This is a genomic window from Paenibacillus allorhizosphaerae (assembly GCF_042659105.1).
Classification (GTDB): domain Bacteria; phylum Bacillota; class Bacilli; order Paenibacillales; family NBRC-103111; genus Paenibacillus_G; species Paenibacillus_G allorhizosphaerae.
In genome coordinates, this window is record NZ_JBHSRV010000003.1 from 548724 (window position 1) to 563448 (window position 14725).

Consider the following 14725-nt stretch of genomic DNA (forward strand, 5'->3'; position numbering starts at 1 on the left):
GGTCGTATCCAACACAAACGGCCTGAGCGTCGGAACTGCGCCAGGCCGTTTTCGTGTTCATTCACATTTTCCATTCCCCATAATGTATGTACCCAAAAAGGCGTTGCGGAACTTTCCTTGAGGGTCGCATTGAAGGAGCAATTGCTGAAAATCAGGCAGCTTCTCATAGAGCGACTGCAATCGTTTGGGGGACATGGTGAACAGTTTGCCCCAGTGCGGACGAGTGCGGAATGGCGCAAGATGCTCCTCCAGGATCGGAAGTACTTGGCGAACCCCTTCCCAATCCGCTTTCCACGTAAAGTGAATCGCAACCGAGTCCTGCTTGTAGCATGGGCTCATCCACAGATGGTCCGACGCGATCGTACGAACCTCGGATACATGAAGGAGCGGCGATATGCGATCCTGCAGACGATGAATCGCGCAAAGAGCGTCATATGCATCTTGGCGAGCCACAAAATATTCGCTCTGCAGCTCTTCTCCGGCGCTTGGGGTGAAATCCATGCGAAAGTGCGGCAGCCGTTCGTACCATGGTCCGGGAATGCCCAACTGTTCGCTGCAATTTTCCGAAGTGAGCCCTTGTACCGGGTGCCGGTGCGCGGTTGCCCGCGTTGCGCCGAAAAATTCGGATTCCAACGGAACAGTGGTTGGGTCCGATGGTCTCCGCTTTAGCCAAGCTTGATTGAACGCCGGCTGCTTCCAATCGGTGAACAGACTAACGCTATAGCTGCTCGAGAAAATGTCGTCAAAATGATCTTTCAGGTGCGCCAAAGGCAAGTTTTCGTACACGTATTGGCTCATCTGAAAATGTGGGATCACGTCCAGCGTCATTTTCGTGACGACGCCCAGTCCGCCGAGCCCAACGGCCGCTCCGGCAAGGAGCCCATCCTGCTCGTCACGGGAGAACACGACCAATTCCCCGTCGGCCTTCACAACCTCCATGGCACGAACCGCTGTAGCAAGATTGCCGTTCAAATCGCCGGAACCGTGCGTTGCCGTTGCGCATGCCCCTGCAACGGTTATATGGGGTAGCGACGCCAGATTGTGCAGCGCGTAGCCGTTGCTGTGGAGATAACCGCACAGCTCCCCATACCGGATTCCGGCTTCGACCGTTACTTGATTGCGCGAACGGTCCAATGCCGTCACCCGGTTGAGCTTCTGAAGCGAAAGCAGGCTGCCGGTACAGTCGGCGATTCCGTTAAAAGAGTGCCGCGTGCCAAGCACCTTGATCTGGCTGCTGCGAGCGACAAGCTCCTGTATTTGCCCTACAGATTCGGGAACGTGAAATTCCGAAGCGCTGTACTTGTAATTACCTGCCCAGTTACGATCGTGTTCCATGTATCCATCCCCTCCCGGACTAGTTTGAATATTTCCCATATTAGTGCATCGTCAAAACTTTTATATTATGGTAATTTCAACATGGTAGTGTAATGTCACTATTCGCCAAACGCAGGGCTATTCCTTCAATAGTACGTTCCGATCGCTCGTTAAATTTAACCCAGGAATACGATCCACATCTGCTCCGAATGCCGAGCATGGAAAAGGAACTGCGCGACGGAACGGCTCCCCGGATTCCGGTGAATGTCCAACGGATTGGACTTGGAGTTCGTTTGCGACTGCAGTTCCTTTATTCGTGAATGGTTTGCGCTAGCTACTTTACCGTTATTCGGATCGTTCCGGTTCGCGTAACCCCGCCTACCTCGATTGTCGTTGAAATCGTGGCCGTCCCGGGATTATGCGCCTTCAAGCGGTCTTGGCCGTTCACGCTTGCGATGTCAGGACGATTGCTTTCCCATTTGAGGTTATGTCCTCCCAAATCGACCGAACTGCCGTCGGCTAGCAGCGCCTTCACCTGCAAAGTGACGGTTTCGTTTTTCGATAGCTCCGTCATTGGCGCCACAATGTGCACCTCGGATAGGTACTGTGCGGTCCGGTCGAGCGGAATCGTAAACGAATTCCCCGCAGCGACATCGTACGCAAATCCTTTGGACAAATCGACCGCGTCGGCGTAGGCGCGGATGAGCGTAATGTCGCCAAGGTCGAATTCATACAAATCGCCGCCCAGCGGAACAACTCCGCGAATCGTATAGACCGCATTGCGCTTGCTGTCATTGTGCACGTAAATCGAAGTTCCGACCAAGCTAGCCGGTTCCACACCCTGGAGGTTGAGCTGCACCTTGAGCTTGTTTGCGCGAGAGAGCTCTTTCGTGAAATCGACGATGGTGCCTTGCAGACGGCTTACACCGGAGCTCGTATGCGGAATGCCCACTTTGCCGATGGATGCGCCGTCGTTCACATAAGTGAATACCGGCTGACCGTCTTTTTCCGAATATACGCCGAATGCGCCTTGGAAGCGAATATTCCCGTCAATAATAAATGCCGCGTCCGGATCGAGCGAGCTGATCACATAGTCGGTTCGGCCGTTCACAAGCTGTACTTTTACCGCATGCACGTCATATACGCTGGCAGTTACGGTACCGTCCTGCGTGACGGAAACCTTATCCATGGCGGCAACATACCGTGCATCCTTGTACGGCTCGAGGACGGACGTGAACGTACTGCTCAGATTGGAGCCGCTGCGGTGAGCGATGACGTACTTGACGCTTGCCGGATTGCCCGGCTTGTTTTGCGGCGGAACGCCGTCTGCCAACGCCACATCATTCGCTAGCCCCAGCATCGTAAGCCGCATGTGGATGTTCTCATCCTTCGGCAGCACATGCCAGGTGTCGGTAACATCGTAATCGACGCTGAACCGTTCGGACGGCGCGTTGTCGCGCTGGACGTTTTTCAGCCAATGGAAACCTGATCCGGTATACCCGGAGCCGGTTACGCTGTCATTGGCAGGACGCTTGCCGTATTCGACGTCAGGCCCGGCATACGATCCGCCCGGCTGTGCACTTAGATGTAATCCTTCGGTCGTAACCGGCCCTTCTGCCGCATGGAAGCTGAAATGATGCTCACGGCCTCCCTTCACGCGGAAGAAATCGACCGCATACGAGTTCGCTTCATCCACTTTGATCATAGCGGTCGTCCGTTTGTAAAGGCTCGTTTGGGCATACGCCTCCGGCGCTTCGACGTCGATCCACTTCACCATCGGGCTGTCGTCGTAATGTGTCGGCGTGCCGTCCCACTGGGCTAGCTGCTTTTGTTTGTCGACCACCACCGTATTATGGCTAATCGTATTTTGCACCCATTCGAAACGGTTCACGTCGGTGGCGTTCGCCTGCTCTGGATAGCCGAGATCCGGTGCCAAATCAAGCCCGAAGCCGTAGTAGCCGATATTGAGCGCATCCCGGTGCCCGTGTCCGCCGCTGCGGCCATAGTACATCCATAATCCGCGCCTCGTATCGGATTGTGCGGTCACCCGCCCATCCCGCAATCCGGCGAAGCCGTAGCCGGTCAAGTTGACGCTGGCCAGATCGTGCGGACCGTACTGCCGGATGACAGCTTCGATATCACGTGCGACTTTTGTCGGATCGGCCGTATAAATATCGGAATGAATGCCGTCCGTCTTGTTCCCGTTCAGCATATAAGCAAGCTGCGCATAAACGGGATCGCCGAATCGCTCGAATGCTTTGATCGACTGCGCTTTGTCGACCAGAATGCCCGGCTGGCCGGTCGTGCCACTGTCCCCGATCGACGGGGTATATTTGCCAAGCATGATCAGCGGGTACATGGCCTGGAACATTTTACGGAATTTTACGTTCTCATACAGATCGGCCGCCGCATATCGGTCGTAGCCGTCCAGCACGTCGGCCACGGTCAAATAATTGCTAATCCACAGCCGGTTGTAGCCCGGCCCCGCTTCGTTGCCGTGGCCGTCGCGGTCAACGTCGTTCACCATGCTGAACAAGACGTTGCCGCCCGTCACCTGGCGCGGTATTTTATTCACGTAGGTGCCTGGCTGGAACACAAAATCAAGCCACTGCTTCGTCTCCGGCAGCGTGTCGTGCACGACGGCGGCCATCGCTACCGCGCTTTGATGGAAGCCGTTATTGCCTCTAATCTGATCCCATAGCATGCCCGGCTGCACTTGCCGCAAAATGCCGTCCTCGATGCTGCGGCGAATTTCCGTTGCGCTTTGTTTGAACGGCAGATCGTACTGTTCCCCCTTCGCCTTCAGGAACGCCGCAACCTGCGGATCGTCAAAAGCGGTGAAAAAGGCGTCGTAAGCGCCGATGAACGTTTTGACGAGCGACGTTTCCCAGATCGAGCCGACCACTTTGCCGTCGCCGGTGCCTCCGTGCGAGTTCACATAAACGGCGCTGCTGAATTCCGCCGTATCCATCGAAGGGTACACGTCCGCAATGCGGGAGAGCAGCACCGCACCCGCCTTCGCATACGTTTCGTCCCCGGTGTAGATGTAGGCGCTTTGCAAGCTGCTCAGCGCGTCATTGATGATCGCGGTTCCGCCATACCACGCGAACCAGTGAGCGTAGTAAGCTACAAAGGTATACCGTTTATTCGTCGCCGGATCCACCCAGCCGTAGCCGTCGTCGACACCCCAGTCCGAGCCTTTTTCCGGATACAGCGTGTTGACGAGCAAGCTTTTGTCGGCCCGTTTCGGATCGAAGCTGCCGTGCCGGTCCAGGCCGCTCCGGTAATAGGCGGCGAAGTCGTTGGTAGGAAATTTGTAGCCGCTGGCCGGGTCGACGATTTTCCATGGCTCTCGGAGCGGGTCCGCTTTCCAGGGATAGTTGCCGAACGGCTTCAAATCGCCGGATACCGGGCTAAAGTTTCCCGTCAGCTGGTTTGTGTTGTAGCTGCGCGGAATAGCCTGCGTCGGCACGAGATTCCAGATCGCTTCGAAGCCGAGCGATGCGTATGTATCGGCTTTGCCCTTAACGCCGTCTCGGAGAGCGGCGGCCCAATCGAACTGCTGCACGTTTTGGCGGGCGGCGGCAAGCTTCGCTTCGGTATAATACGTGCGGCGCGTCTTGCTGCTAGTGACCGATCCGAGATCGGTCAGAACGAGCCTGGCCGGATACATCGCCGTCCCCGTGCCTCCTCCGATAACGTTCCCTTTGTCCGTCAACGACAATGTAATCGTATGCTTGCCTTCGGTAAGCTGCAACTGCGCAACGTAAAGATCCGGACGCGGATACTGGCCGGTCACGCTGTAAAAGCCATATCGCGCCTGCACCTTTCCGTCGATGCCGATGTCGGCCGTGCCGCCGTCCGTGGCGGTCATGCCGCCAAGCTTGATCGCGTAGGTGCCCGCTTGCGGCACATCGAATTCAAATGTGCGCGAAGCGGCCGCAAGCGTCGATTCGATTTTGACGCCTGTGGGCTTTGTCGTTACCTCGGGTGTCGTTTTCGGGTCGCCGATCAAGGTTACGGCCCGTTCCGCCGGGGATGCGTTCCCGAAACGGTAAACCATCGTATCAGGCATTATAAATTCTCCTTCGGTTCCCGCCGCCGATCCTGTGATCGGTACGGTCATGATAAGCATGAGTGCCATCAGCAGTAAGCAGAGCATCGTCGATAAAAGCTGTCTTTTCGTTGCCATCACCCGTCTCCTCCTTGGTTCCATAATTGATGTTTCAACCCAATCATGTAACAAGTATGTTACAGGTTTGATTATTATACTTGCCCAAACTTGCTTTTGGCAACAATATCTTTTTCTTTGTTCCCTCTCGTCCGCATAAGCGCTTTTTCGTCCGGTAACGCAGCAAGCTGCCGGGATTCCGGCAGCTTGCGCGCAGTAGTGTTATGTATTAGTGATTGAGAGAACCATCTCACTCGCTTCGAAGCCATCTATGTTTCCCGGATACTTTGCTCAAAGCGAAACAGGTTCTCCGGGTCGTACAGCCGCTTCACTCGCTTCAGTCTTTCCACGTTCTCTCCGAAATACGCGTCTTGCCAATCCGGTATCATCGCATCGCAATAATCTCTGTAGGCACCGCGTGTGTACGGGAGCATCGCTTGACGGATCCGTTCCACCCAACGGATATTTTTCGAAGCATCCGCCAGCCGATACCAATAGGATTGATATTGCATGACAAACAAAGCTTGCCGATGCACGAAAGCGGTAGCATCGTTCGGCAAGCGGCCGATCGCTCCTCCATAAGCATCCATTGAAACCATATTGTCCGAGCCGTCCGGAGCTTGCGCTAATTGATTCTTCAACGTATCGATCGCCGAATCGGGCAACGGTTCGTACACATAAGCCGACGAATTTTTAAACACCTGCTGCCGTACCGGCTGTCCGGCAAAATGACGGGCCGTCTCCAACCAGGTGGCCGCCCGGACGGTCAAGGATTGGGGCGGAACTTGCGTTTGCAACGGAGCCAAGCGGGCACGGAGTTCTTGCTCGGTTCCGATAAACACACCCACGGATAAGATGCCGCCTTGCTTGGGAGCGGACATATTAAGCAGCGCGGTCAGCCGGGGGTCCGCTTGCGGTGCCCACTGCTGCCAAGAACGAACGACACGCGGCAAGTCGGCGAAGTCCCATTTCATCGTATAATAAGCTACGTCACGGATCGGATGTACGCGAAAAGTGAACGAAGTGATGACCCCGAAGCTGCCGTCTCCCGCTCCCCGGCAAGCCCAGAACAATTCGCGGTGCTGCCATTCATTGGCACGGATCACGACACCGCGGGCGTTCACCATCTCTAGCTCGATGACATTGTCACATGTCATGCCGAATTGCCTTGAGAGCAGTCCGAACCCTCCGCCAAGCGTCAAACCGGAAATGCCGACGGACGGGCAAGTACCCCCTGGAATGGCGACTCCGTATTTCCATAACGCCTCGTAGAGCGGCAGCAGCCGAAATCCTGCCCCGAGCTTTGCCGTACCTGCCCGCAAATTCACCGTAAGCTGCTGAAGCTCGCTAATATCGATGACGAGCCCCCCGTCAATGGTAGAATACGCTTCATAGCTGTGCCCGCCACAGCGCACCCGAAAAGGAATGCGGTACCGCTTGGCCCATCGAATCGCATTCGCTACGTCTTCGGTAACCTGGCAGTATACGATCAGCAGCGGCCGTTTGTGAAAGCGGGCGTTAAAGCTGCGGCTCGCCTCCGCATATTCGGGCAAATGTTCCGTTACGACTCGTCCCGTCAAACCTTCGGTATTCGCTGTCATGGCAATCACCTTCCGGCGATAATGTCACTTACCTCATAAGAAGTATATGGCCGATATCGGTTACATACGCCACCGCGCCACCGCAATATTATTGGCCGCGGCTCAGGCGGCCGCGACGCTGAATTGATAACTATTCACCAATCAGTCACAGCTTGAACCGAATTCTCAGTTCCTGTATTCGTAACTCCCCCAGGGCCGATCCCGATTCACCCAAACATACGGAATCGTTTCATTTCCGGTTTATATTGAAACCACTTTTATATTGCGAAATTCAACATAGCCCCCGTGATCCTGCAGTCCGATATGTCCCGAACGAGGGTGATCCCGCCACGCATACTTGAACTTATTGTCGGACCCGTCGGGATTTTTTCCGACTGCCGCCCACTGATCGATATCGGCTTCAACGACGACCGTGCCGTTGAGTGCGAGTCGAATCCGATTGCGATCGCACGTAATGGTCGCTTGATTCCATTCGCCGGCTTGCCGGACGGCATTCGAGGACGGGGCGACCAGATCGTACAAAGCGCCTGAGCTGTGCTTACTCGTCTTTTCCTCATCGTAGGTATCCAATATTTGCATTTCAAGGCCCGTATTCACCGGATCGCGAAGGTCCGTCCATCTGAAAAAAATGCCGCTGTTGACTTTCGGTGCCGTGCGGTATTCCACCTGGAGAATAAAATTCTCAAACTGATCTAGCGTATACAAATACCCGTTGTTTTCGCCTTTGCATACCAAATGCCCATCCTGCACAAGCCATCCGTCGGGGTGGCGGGTCGCCGCCCAGCCTTGCAGCGTTTTCCCGTCAAATAACAAGCGGTAGCCCGCTTTTATTTCTTCATCCGTCAGCACATTCATCATGAATCCTCCATTCAATCCATTATTTGGCACCTCATACTGTATGTATTCGTCCCTCATCGCCAACTTTCCTCCCGGTTACGGAAAAAGGGTCACGTCGCATCGTTCGCATGAACGGCTCCACCCGCCGATCACTTCAGCAGCCGCGTGTTCACACGAGTTTCCTCACCTGTAGAGCGCATCGGATCGACTCTTTCCGCAGCATCTCCTTCACCGTTTCGGAATCCTGGACGAAGAAACGATTGGTTTGAAACAAACGATACAACGCATTTTGCGATGCTTCGCAGGCCATCTTTTCGCATTGCAGCAAGTAATAACAGATGGAATAGCAGTCTTGCTCGCATTCCTTCAATATCGTGATCCGTTCCGCCATATCCAGCAAAAACATGCCCTCCCTTCGTTAAACCGTTCCGTTTTCCCGCTCAACCCCTATTGTAAGACGGTGTGCCGGGTTTGTTTAGTACTATATTCATCTAGTACCTATCCTCCGAAAGCCGCTCGCAGCTTCGGACGAACACAAAAAACGCCGACACTTGGGCCGGCGCTATTTTTACGCACGAAGCATCCGAAAATCCGAATCCTCTTTCGGCGATCTGCGTTTGTCCCCCTCTATTAAACCAAGGGCTGCTGTATTAAAGTGGAAAAATTGAAACGATGCACATGGCCGTCATTCAACGTTGTCATTCCTTTTACGAAATGAACATGCTTGCCATTGCCGACAGGGATGGCCGGCCCGGTTCTAATTTTTTTCAGGTTGTGGAAGTGGTTCAGGAAATCGGTGTGCGTGAGATCGATTTCATGTACGTGGCTGTTGCCGACAGGGATTACTTGGCCCGTAACTCCGGCGAAACGGTGATTATGTCTGTCCGCTCCTTGTTCCGCTAACTTCGTACTGCCTTGAAACTCGTGCACATGCGTTTGTTTTTTTCTTGCTTTTATAGCGGGGCGTTGTTTTCTCATGCGGTATCTCCTCCTAATAAGTAGCTGATAGCATATTATTAGGAAGAAAAGACATGCGTGTCAGGCATACGCTGAGAATGATGGAATCCCCGCTTATATCCCTCTGCTCTGTCGGATATTCCTCAGATTTACGCTGCCGCATTCACAAATATTCCGGACTTCGGCCTGCAACGATATGCGGAATTTGGAGATTCGAGTTTTGGAAAAAAATGTGGTATAGTTATCAAAAATATTTTGCAGGGAGGCGATTTGACGATGGGAAGGCACGTTCAATTTACGCAAACGCACCTTATTTTGCAACTCACCGGATTCACCGGGTTTTTCGCCCTCAAGAGGAAAGTGACCATTGACTACCGATCGATTAAAAATGTGTTTGTGGATTATTTTGATGCCCCATTGTGGATGCTGCGCATGCCCGGTACTTCGATTGCGCCGCTTCACATCTATGAAGGGAGCTTCAAGTATGCGAACGATTGGTATTTTCTCTCCTTCGAAAAAAGGGACCATCTCATCAATATGGAATTGGACGGCCATGATAAATATAGGTATGTCATCTTTCAAATTGACAACCCGACAGAAGTCGCCGCGGAAATTCGCAAGCGAATTGCTGTGTCCGACTGAGCAGTTTGCATGGCGGAAACATGTAAGCGATGCTTCATTGCACTCCGGTTCGTCCAGAACAGCCGGTCGCCAAGATTCGCTCTAATACAACTGCAACACCATCCTGATCGTTGGTTGCGGTAACCTCATATGCGATCTGTTTCAAGTCCTCGACCGCATTACCCATGGCGACCGGATAGCCGCACGTTCCAAATAATCCGATATCGTTATAATCGTCCCCGAACACCATTACCTCTCGCATCGAAATGCCCCACATATCACAAAGCCGCGCTACCGCCGATTCTTTCGAAACGTCTTTGCGCATGATTTGAATGAGTTCGCCCGAATCGGTAACGACGATATTCGCCCTGTCGCCAAAACGATCCACCATCAAACGCACGCGCTGCTGATCAAAGTTCGAAAGTAACAGCTTGGAGGCGGACAAAGTGCGAATGTCTTCCAAACGAATCATTTGCGGTCTGGAGGTTACATTCATCAGTACACTGTAATCCAAATCCGCGTTGCTATACCACTGATCTTCCACTTCTACGGAAATCGACGGATCACCGTTCGAATCGGTCAAATAATCGACGAATTCGGCAAGGAGCGCGGCTTCGATCGGGTAATGCGCTCTGACACCGAGATTCTCCGAAACGACCATTGCCCCATTGTAATAGATCATAGCATCCAACTGCTGCAGCGATTCAGGCAGCATGTTTGCCAACGTTCTCGGGGGCCTCGCCGTAGCGACGATGACCGGTATGCCGCGCTCGCGGCAATGCAGCACCGCTTCGAGATTGCGCGGACTTACTTTTTTGGCCGAATTCAGCAACGTACCGTCCAAATCAAGTACAATCGCAGCAATATGCATCGTTTCACCCGCTTTCTCCATCATTTCACTTCAGAATCGAGACCCGCTCCGGCCATCCAGTCTCAACATATGACTTACGTTATCATCGTCGCCTATCGATATAAATCCGAGTGAGTCATAAAAGCGGTCGGCGATCGGATGGTCCGTCTTGAGCACAAGAACGGAATAATGACGGTTCGCTTCCAAGATCACCTGTTCCATCAACGAGCGGGCAACGCCGTGCCGTCGGTATGACTTCGATACATACAGTCTGCGAACGCGACCCACCCCGGCCGTCATCGAGTACGGGTCCTGATTGAGGCCGCATATGCCAATGATACGCTCCCGGTCCCGAGCGGCAAACAACGCTTCTCCCGGTTGATCGAAGCGGTTCGTTCCGCTTTCGTATTCGTCAGTCATTCGCGTAATATGGCGAAATCCCTCGTCCCTGCTTTCCTGCGCCAAAGGAGCGATCTCCTTCAGGTCAAGGCGATGCAGCCGCTGAATCGACACGTCCTTCAATCCGTCCCCCCTCCTCTTTTCGCTCGCTCTACCGGCGTTACGCAAAACATACCGGTCAAACCGGGCTGCTGCCGAAACCCATACTGCTCATTTGCAAGCGATCCGGCCGCCGCGTCAAAATTGATAAAACCTTCCCAACCGACCGAAGAGCATATCGAGCGGTATTCTTCCAATGCCGGGCAGCGATCCAGTATGACATACAGTTGCTCTCTCATCTTTTTATCCTCCAATGCCATGCTGCAGGCTGCTCATCCTTACCTGCCATATTATCATATGTTCTTGCCTTTGTTTACCAATTTTCGAGAAATCGCGGCGCACAACATGGACATCACAAGGAAAATGAAAAAGACAAAGCCCGAAGCCGGACCTTGTCTGAAACAACTAGCTTGATGTCATTACTTCGGTTCGTTGCGATCAGCATAAATCGCCATCGCATCGCGCATAAACGCGGCCAAACCTTCGCCGAACTTGTCGATGTTTCGTGTGAAGCGTTCATCATCGACGTACATTTGGCCCAGCCCTTTAAAGGCATCCAGCGTATAGCGGCCGCCCATGGATTGCAGAAAGTCATACCACTCTTGAATACCCGCCTGGGTCTCCGCCGATTCCGGCGGTTGATGGCGAAGCGACGCAAGATTCCGGTAGATTTCATTCATACGCTCGCCGAGCGCCTGTTGTTCTTCCTTGGACATACTTCCGACTTTGGCGTTCGCCTCGTCGACCGCTTTATTTCCCCAACGTTCTCTCGCTTCTTGCTCGTACGGGTTATGGCTGAAATCAAATCCAACGAACTTCTCTTTGTTTGTCATTTCAATTTCTCCTTTCGCATGGAGCATCGTTTTGTCAATCGTTGCAATCATTCGATCAAGCTGATTCCGCTTTTCGAGCAGCATTTTGCGATGCAGCGCCAGCGCTTCCTGCCGGTCGAAGGACGGACTTCCGATAATTTCTTTAATTTGTTTCAAAGGAAAGCCAAGCTCTCTGAAAAATAAAATTTGCTGCAGCATTGCCAAATTGTCATCCGAGTATAGCCGATAGCCCGCCTCGGTCGTCTCTTCCGGGACTAACAGCCCGATCTCATCATAATGATGCAGTGTGCGCACACTGATTCCGACTACATCGGCAACTTCTTTTACTTTCAATCGCGCTTGCCTCCTTTCAAAGTTCACTATAAAGTATAACGTAACGTGAGAGTCAATCCTCAAATTAAAAAAAGAGCTGCACCATGGCAGCTCTTCATATGCGCTTGTTCATAGGCATGCGTTATCGCTTCCAGATGCTTCTCTTTAATATTTTCTCGAAACAAAAACTCCACCTCATCCAGACCGACTTCTCCCGCGATCTTGACCAGTACGTCGATTTCCCCGATATTCCGTTCGTGCCTGTTGTAATGAAATTAGTTACAATGACTCAAAAAAATTGGATCGCTTTCGCGGTTTTTATTTGTTCGGCGAGTTCGTACTACGCTGTCCAACATCCATTCGGAAGTACCGTGAGCTTGTGTTTACAAAACGGACGCTATACAAGTGCTAACGATCTCGTTCTTCTGGCTGACATTTGTTCCATCAAATAACCGATGTATACTTCGTCCCGGGCGAGCCACACGGCATAATGTCTTTTGGCATGCCGCTCCGCTTCTTCAAACGTCGAAAAACTTTCATCCAGCTCGCTGCCGTCAACATCGATTGCCCAGCCGTTATCCGTATTGAAAATAAACAAGCTTTGCTCTTTACGGTTTTCATATAGCGATCCGAACTCGGAATTTTTGAGGTTGAACTTATTTTTGAAAGCGTCCGCTCGCATCGGTTCTATCGGAAACGATCCGGCCACATATAACCTGTACGCTTCTTCCGTCATTGAGCACCCCGCCGCCTTTGCATGCCCTCCGCCACCGTAACGGCCCGCGATTTCCGAAACGTCGATATGATCGTGAATCGTTCGGAAGCTGATCTTTTTGCCTCCCATGTTCATAATGGCGATATAGTCGAGGTGCGGATTTTCCCGTCCGAGTTCATTGCCGAGCTCCGAGTGATACGATTCCGCATGAACGATGCCTACATAGTGATCATGAATTTTTGCTTGAACAATTTCGCGTTTTTTTCTCCGTACATACCGCTCAATCTTTTCCTCTTCCAAATCCAATATTTTTTCTTCAAACTCGTCGAAGGAAAAAGCCGCGTCCCCCGCGAGACGTTCCACCATTTTTTCTTCGAATTCTTCGATGGAAACCATATAAAATAAATCGTTCAGCCGCTTGGCTTGAAGCTCGCCGTGGCGTTCCCATTCCCATGTATCGTACAACCGGACGAGCTCGACGAATTGTTGCAAACTTTTTGTCGGCTGGAGCAGCCCGTTCTGAATGAGATACTCGTAAAAGAGCGACGTGGCAGACGCGAGCTTCCCGTTGTCATATTCCACCTGAACGATGCCCCAACTGTATTCGTTAAAATGAAGCGCTGTTTTATGATGATCGATGAGCTTTACCTTCCCGCCCGATTTTACGAACTCGTCGATCCCCCGCTCATTTGCTTCGTTAACGGATAAGTCGGTAATGAACAGGTAGTTTTTCTTCTTTCCTTTCTCCAGAAAGCGTTCGACTTGCAGGTTTAATCCGCCCACCGAGTTATAACGGATCTCCACTTTTTCCCCGAATGCGCATTTCGCGACAATGCCGCAGCCTACGCCGTCCAGATCGTTATGCGTATACAGAAGATACAATCGAACAGCCTCCCGTCTTGGTTTCACTTTCATGATTACAACAATAAAATTCCCACGGCTGAGCGGCTTTATGCGATAGTAAAGCGCTTCGATACCGTGGCGGCATGACAGGAAGTCTTATGCTGAGCCAATGCAGAAAAGACTTGACGCTAGTTCGCCAAGTCCTCTTGTTTAACGCTTCCCCGGGTCATACGGCTCGCCTAGAGCAGCCGGCGTGGATGCGCGGCCTACGGCTCCAGCTAGCACGAGGATGGTTAAAATGTACGGCAGCATGTACAAAAACTCCATGGGAATGCGCTTCGCGAAGTCAAACAGCTGCACGAAATTTTTGAGCGACTGAGCGAAGCCGAAAAATACCGCCGCTCCGAACGCGCCAACCGGGTTCCATTTGCCGAAAATCATCGCCGCGAGCGATATAAACCCTTGACCGGAAATCGTATTGTGCGAAAAATTGCTGGTCGTGGTAAGTGTAATGGTCGCGCCTCCCAAGCCGGCCAGCGCGCCGCTGATCAGCACCGCCGTATATCGCATGCGCTTGACGCCGACGCCGAGCGTATCCGCCGCTCCCGGATGCTCGCCGACGGAACGGAGACGCAGGCCGAATGGGGTTTTGTATAAAATATACCAAGTGATGGCAACAAGCAGCAGCGCCAAATAAGTCGTCGGATATGCGGTAAAGATCGCGTACCCGAACAACGGAATCGAGGAGAGGCCCGGAATTGCAAATTTATGAAATACCGCGTTCAGCGTCTCCGTCTGACCCGAGCCCTCGAACATGATTTTGACCAGGTAAACCGTAAGTCCGGCGGCCAGAAAGTTGATCACGACGCCGCTCACGACTTGATCCGCCTTGAACGTAATTGAGGCTACCGCGTGAATGATCGAAATCAGCAGACCGAACGCAAGCGCGGCAAGCAAGCCGATCCATGGCGCTCCGCCGGTCATCCCTAATTGTTCGGCGTATAATGTGCCCACGGCCGAGGCAAAGGCGCCCGATACCATCAGCCCTTCCAAACCGATATTAACGACGCCGGACCGCTCGGAAAAAATGCCGCCCATCGCCGTAAAAACAAGCGCTGTCGAAAACACCAGCGTCGTATGAATCAATTCGCCAATAACTCGCAGCGCATCCAT

The 14725-nt window shown here is 52.7% G+C and carries 13 protein-coding genes; 1 reads left to right on the forward strand and 12 read right to left on the reverse strand.

Annotated features, from left to right (window positions below):
• Positions 1 to 57: 57 nt before the first annotated feature.
• From ACFQI7_RS15680 to ACFQI7_RS15705, 6 genes are all read right to left on the reverse strand, one after another.
• The gene (locus tag ACFQI7_RS15680) at positions 58 to 1335 is read right to left on the reverse strand and encodes an FAD-binding protein (RefSeq protein WP_218097842.1); all 1278 of its coding nucleotides are present in this window, start codon (positions 1333 to 1335) and stop codon (positions 58 to 60) included.
• Positions 1336 to 1648: 313 nt separating this feature from the next.
• Positions 1649 to 5506, reverse strand: a complete 3858-nt coding sequence (locus ACFQI7_RS15685; RefSeq protein WP_218097843.1) for a heparinase II/III domain-containing protein — start codon at positions 5504 to 5506, stop codon at positions 1649 to 1651.
• A gap of 248 nt (positions 5507 to 5754) precedes the next feature.
• Positions 5755 to 7086 carry an FAD-binding oxidoreductase gene (locus ACFQI7_RS15690; protein ID WP_218097844.1) on the reverse strand — a complete coding sequence of 444 codons (1332 nt, stop codon included), beginning with the start codon at positions 7084 to 7086 and terminating at the stop codon, positions 5755 to 5757.
• Positions 7087 to 7326: 240 nt separating this feature from the next.
• Complete coding sequence (locus ACFQI7_RS15695; protein WP_218097845.1) at positions 7327 to 8001, reverse strand: 3-keto-disaccharide hydrolase; 675 nt, start codon at positions 7999 to 8001, stop codon at positions 7327 to 7329.
• Positions 8002 to 8092: 91 nt separating this feature from the next.
• On the reverse strand, positions 8093 to 8323 hold the full coding sequence (locus tag ACFQI7_RS15700; RefSeq protein WP_218097846.1) for a hypothetical protein: 231 nt from the start codon (positions 8321 to 8323) through the stop codon (positions 8093 to 8095).
• 230 nt (positions 8324 to 8553) lie between these two features.
• Positions 8554 to 8901 (reverse strand): YmaF family protein, encoded by a 348-nt coding sequence (locus tag ACFQI7_RS15705; protein WP_218097847.1) that lies wholly within the window; start codon positions 8899 to 8901, stop codon positions 8554 to 8556.
• 255 nt (positions 8902 to 9156) lie between these two features.
• On the opposite strand from ACFQI7_RS15705, the gene ACFQI7_RS15710 reads away from it, so the two are divergent.
• Positions 9157 to 9522, forward strand: a complete 366-nt coding sequence (locus tag ACFQI7_RS15710; protein ID WP_218097848.1) for a hypothetical protein — start codon at positions 9157 to 9159, stop codon at positions 9520 to 9522.
• Between the two features lie 34 nt (positions 9523 to 9556).
• Here ACFQI7_RS15710 and ACFQI7_RS15715 read toward each other — a convergent pair whose 3' ends face one another.
• The 6 genes from ACFQI7_RS15715 to ACFQI7_RS15740 all read right to left on the reverse strand — a co-directional run bounded on the left by ACFQI7_RS15715 (position 9557) and on the right by ACFQI7_RS15740 (position 14725).
• On the reverse strand, positions 9557 to 10372 hold the full coding sequence (locus tag ACFQI7_RS15715; RefSeq protein ID WP_218097849.1) for an HAD family hydrolase: 816 nt from the start codon (positions 10370 to 10372) through the stop codon (positions 9557 to 9559).
• A gap of 30 nt (positions 10373 to 10402) precedes the next feature.
• Positions 10403 to 10864: a GNAT family N-acetyltransferase gene (locus ACFQI7_RS15720; protein ID WP_230414733.1), complete on the reverse strand. Its 462-nt coding sequence runs from the start codon at positions 10862 to 10864 to the stop codon at positions 10403 to 10405.
• Between the two features lie 5 nt (positions 10865 to 10869).
• Entirely contained in the window at positions 10870 to 11088 is a 219-nt protein-coding gene (locus ACFQI7_RS15725) for a hypothetical protein (protein WP_218097850.1), read from the reverse strand.
• Between the two features lie 180 nt (positions 11089 to 11268).
• Complete coding sequence (locus ACFQI7_RS15730) at positions 11269 to 12042, reverse strand: MerR family transcriptional regulator (protein ID WP_230414701.1); 774 nt, start codon at positions 12040 to 12042, stop codon at positions 11269 to 11271.
• Positions 12043 to 12391: 349 nt separating this feature from the next.
• Positions 12392 to 13591: a DHH family phosphoesterase gene (locus tag ACFQI7_RS15735; RefSeq protein WP_218097852.1), complete on the reverse strand. Its 1200-nt coding sequence runs from the start codon at positions 13589 to 13591 to the stop codon at positions 12392 to 12394.
• Positions 13592 to 13762: 171 nt separating this feature from the next.
• Positions 13763 to 14725 (reverse strand): ABC transporter permease, encoded by a 963-nt coding sequence (locus tag ACFQI7_RS15740; RefSeq protein ID WP_218097853.1) that lies wholly within the window; start codon positions 14723 to 14725, stop codon positions 13763 to 13765.

Coding starts and splice junctions, on each gene's coding strand:
- ACFQI7_RS15690 (WP_218097844.1), bottom strand. CDS start 7,086: ATGACAGCGAATACCGAAGGTTTGACGGGACGAGTCGTAACGGAACAT.
- ACFQI7_RS15710 (WP_218097848.1), top strand. CDS start 9,157: ATGGGAAGGCACGTTCAATTTACGCAAACGCACCTTATTTTGCAACTC.
- ACFQI7_RS15705 (WP_218097847.1), bottom strand. CDS start 8,901: ATGAGAAAACAACGCCCCGCTATAAAAGCAAGAAAAAAACAAACGCAT.
- ACFQI7_RS15680 (WP_218097842.1), bottom strand. CDS start 1,335: ATGGAACACGATCGTAACTGGGCAGGTAATTACAAGTACAGCGCTTCG.
- ACFQI7_RS15725 (WP_218097850.1), bottom strand. CDS start 11,088: ATGAGAGAGCAACTGTATGTCATACTGGATCGCTGCCCGGCATTGGAA.
- ACFQI7_RS15715 (WP_218097849.1), bottom strand. CDS start 10,372: ATGCATATTGCTGCGATTGTACTTGATTTGGACGGTACGTTGCTGAAT.
- ACFQI7_RS15740 (WP_218097853.1), bottom strand. CDS start 14,725: ATGGATGCGCTGCGAGTTATTGGCGAATTGATTCATACGACGCTGGTG.
- ACFQI7_RS15685 (WP_218097843.1), bottom strand. CDS start 5,506: ATGGCAACGAAAAGACAGCTTTTATCGACGATGCTCTGCTTACTGCTG.
- ACFQI7_RS15695 (WP_218097845.1), bottom strand. CDS start 8,001: ATGAGGGACGAATACATACAGTATGAGGTGCCAAATAATGGATTGAAT.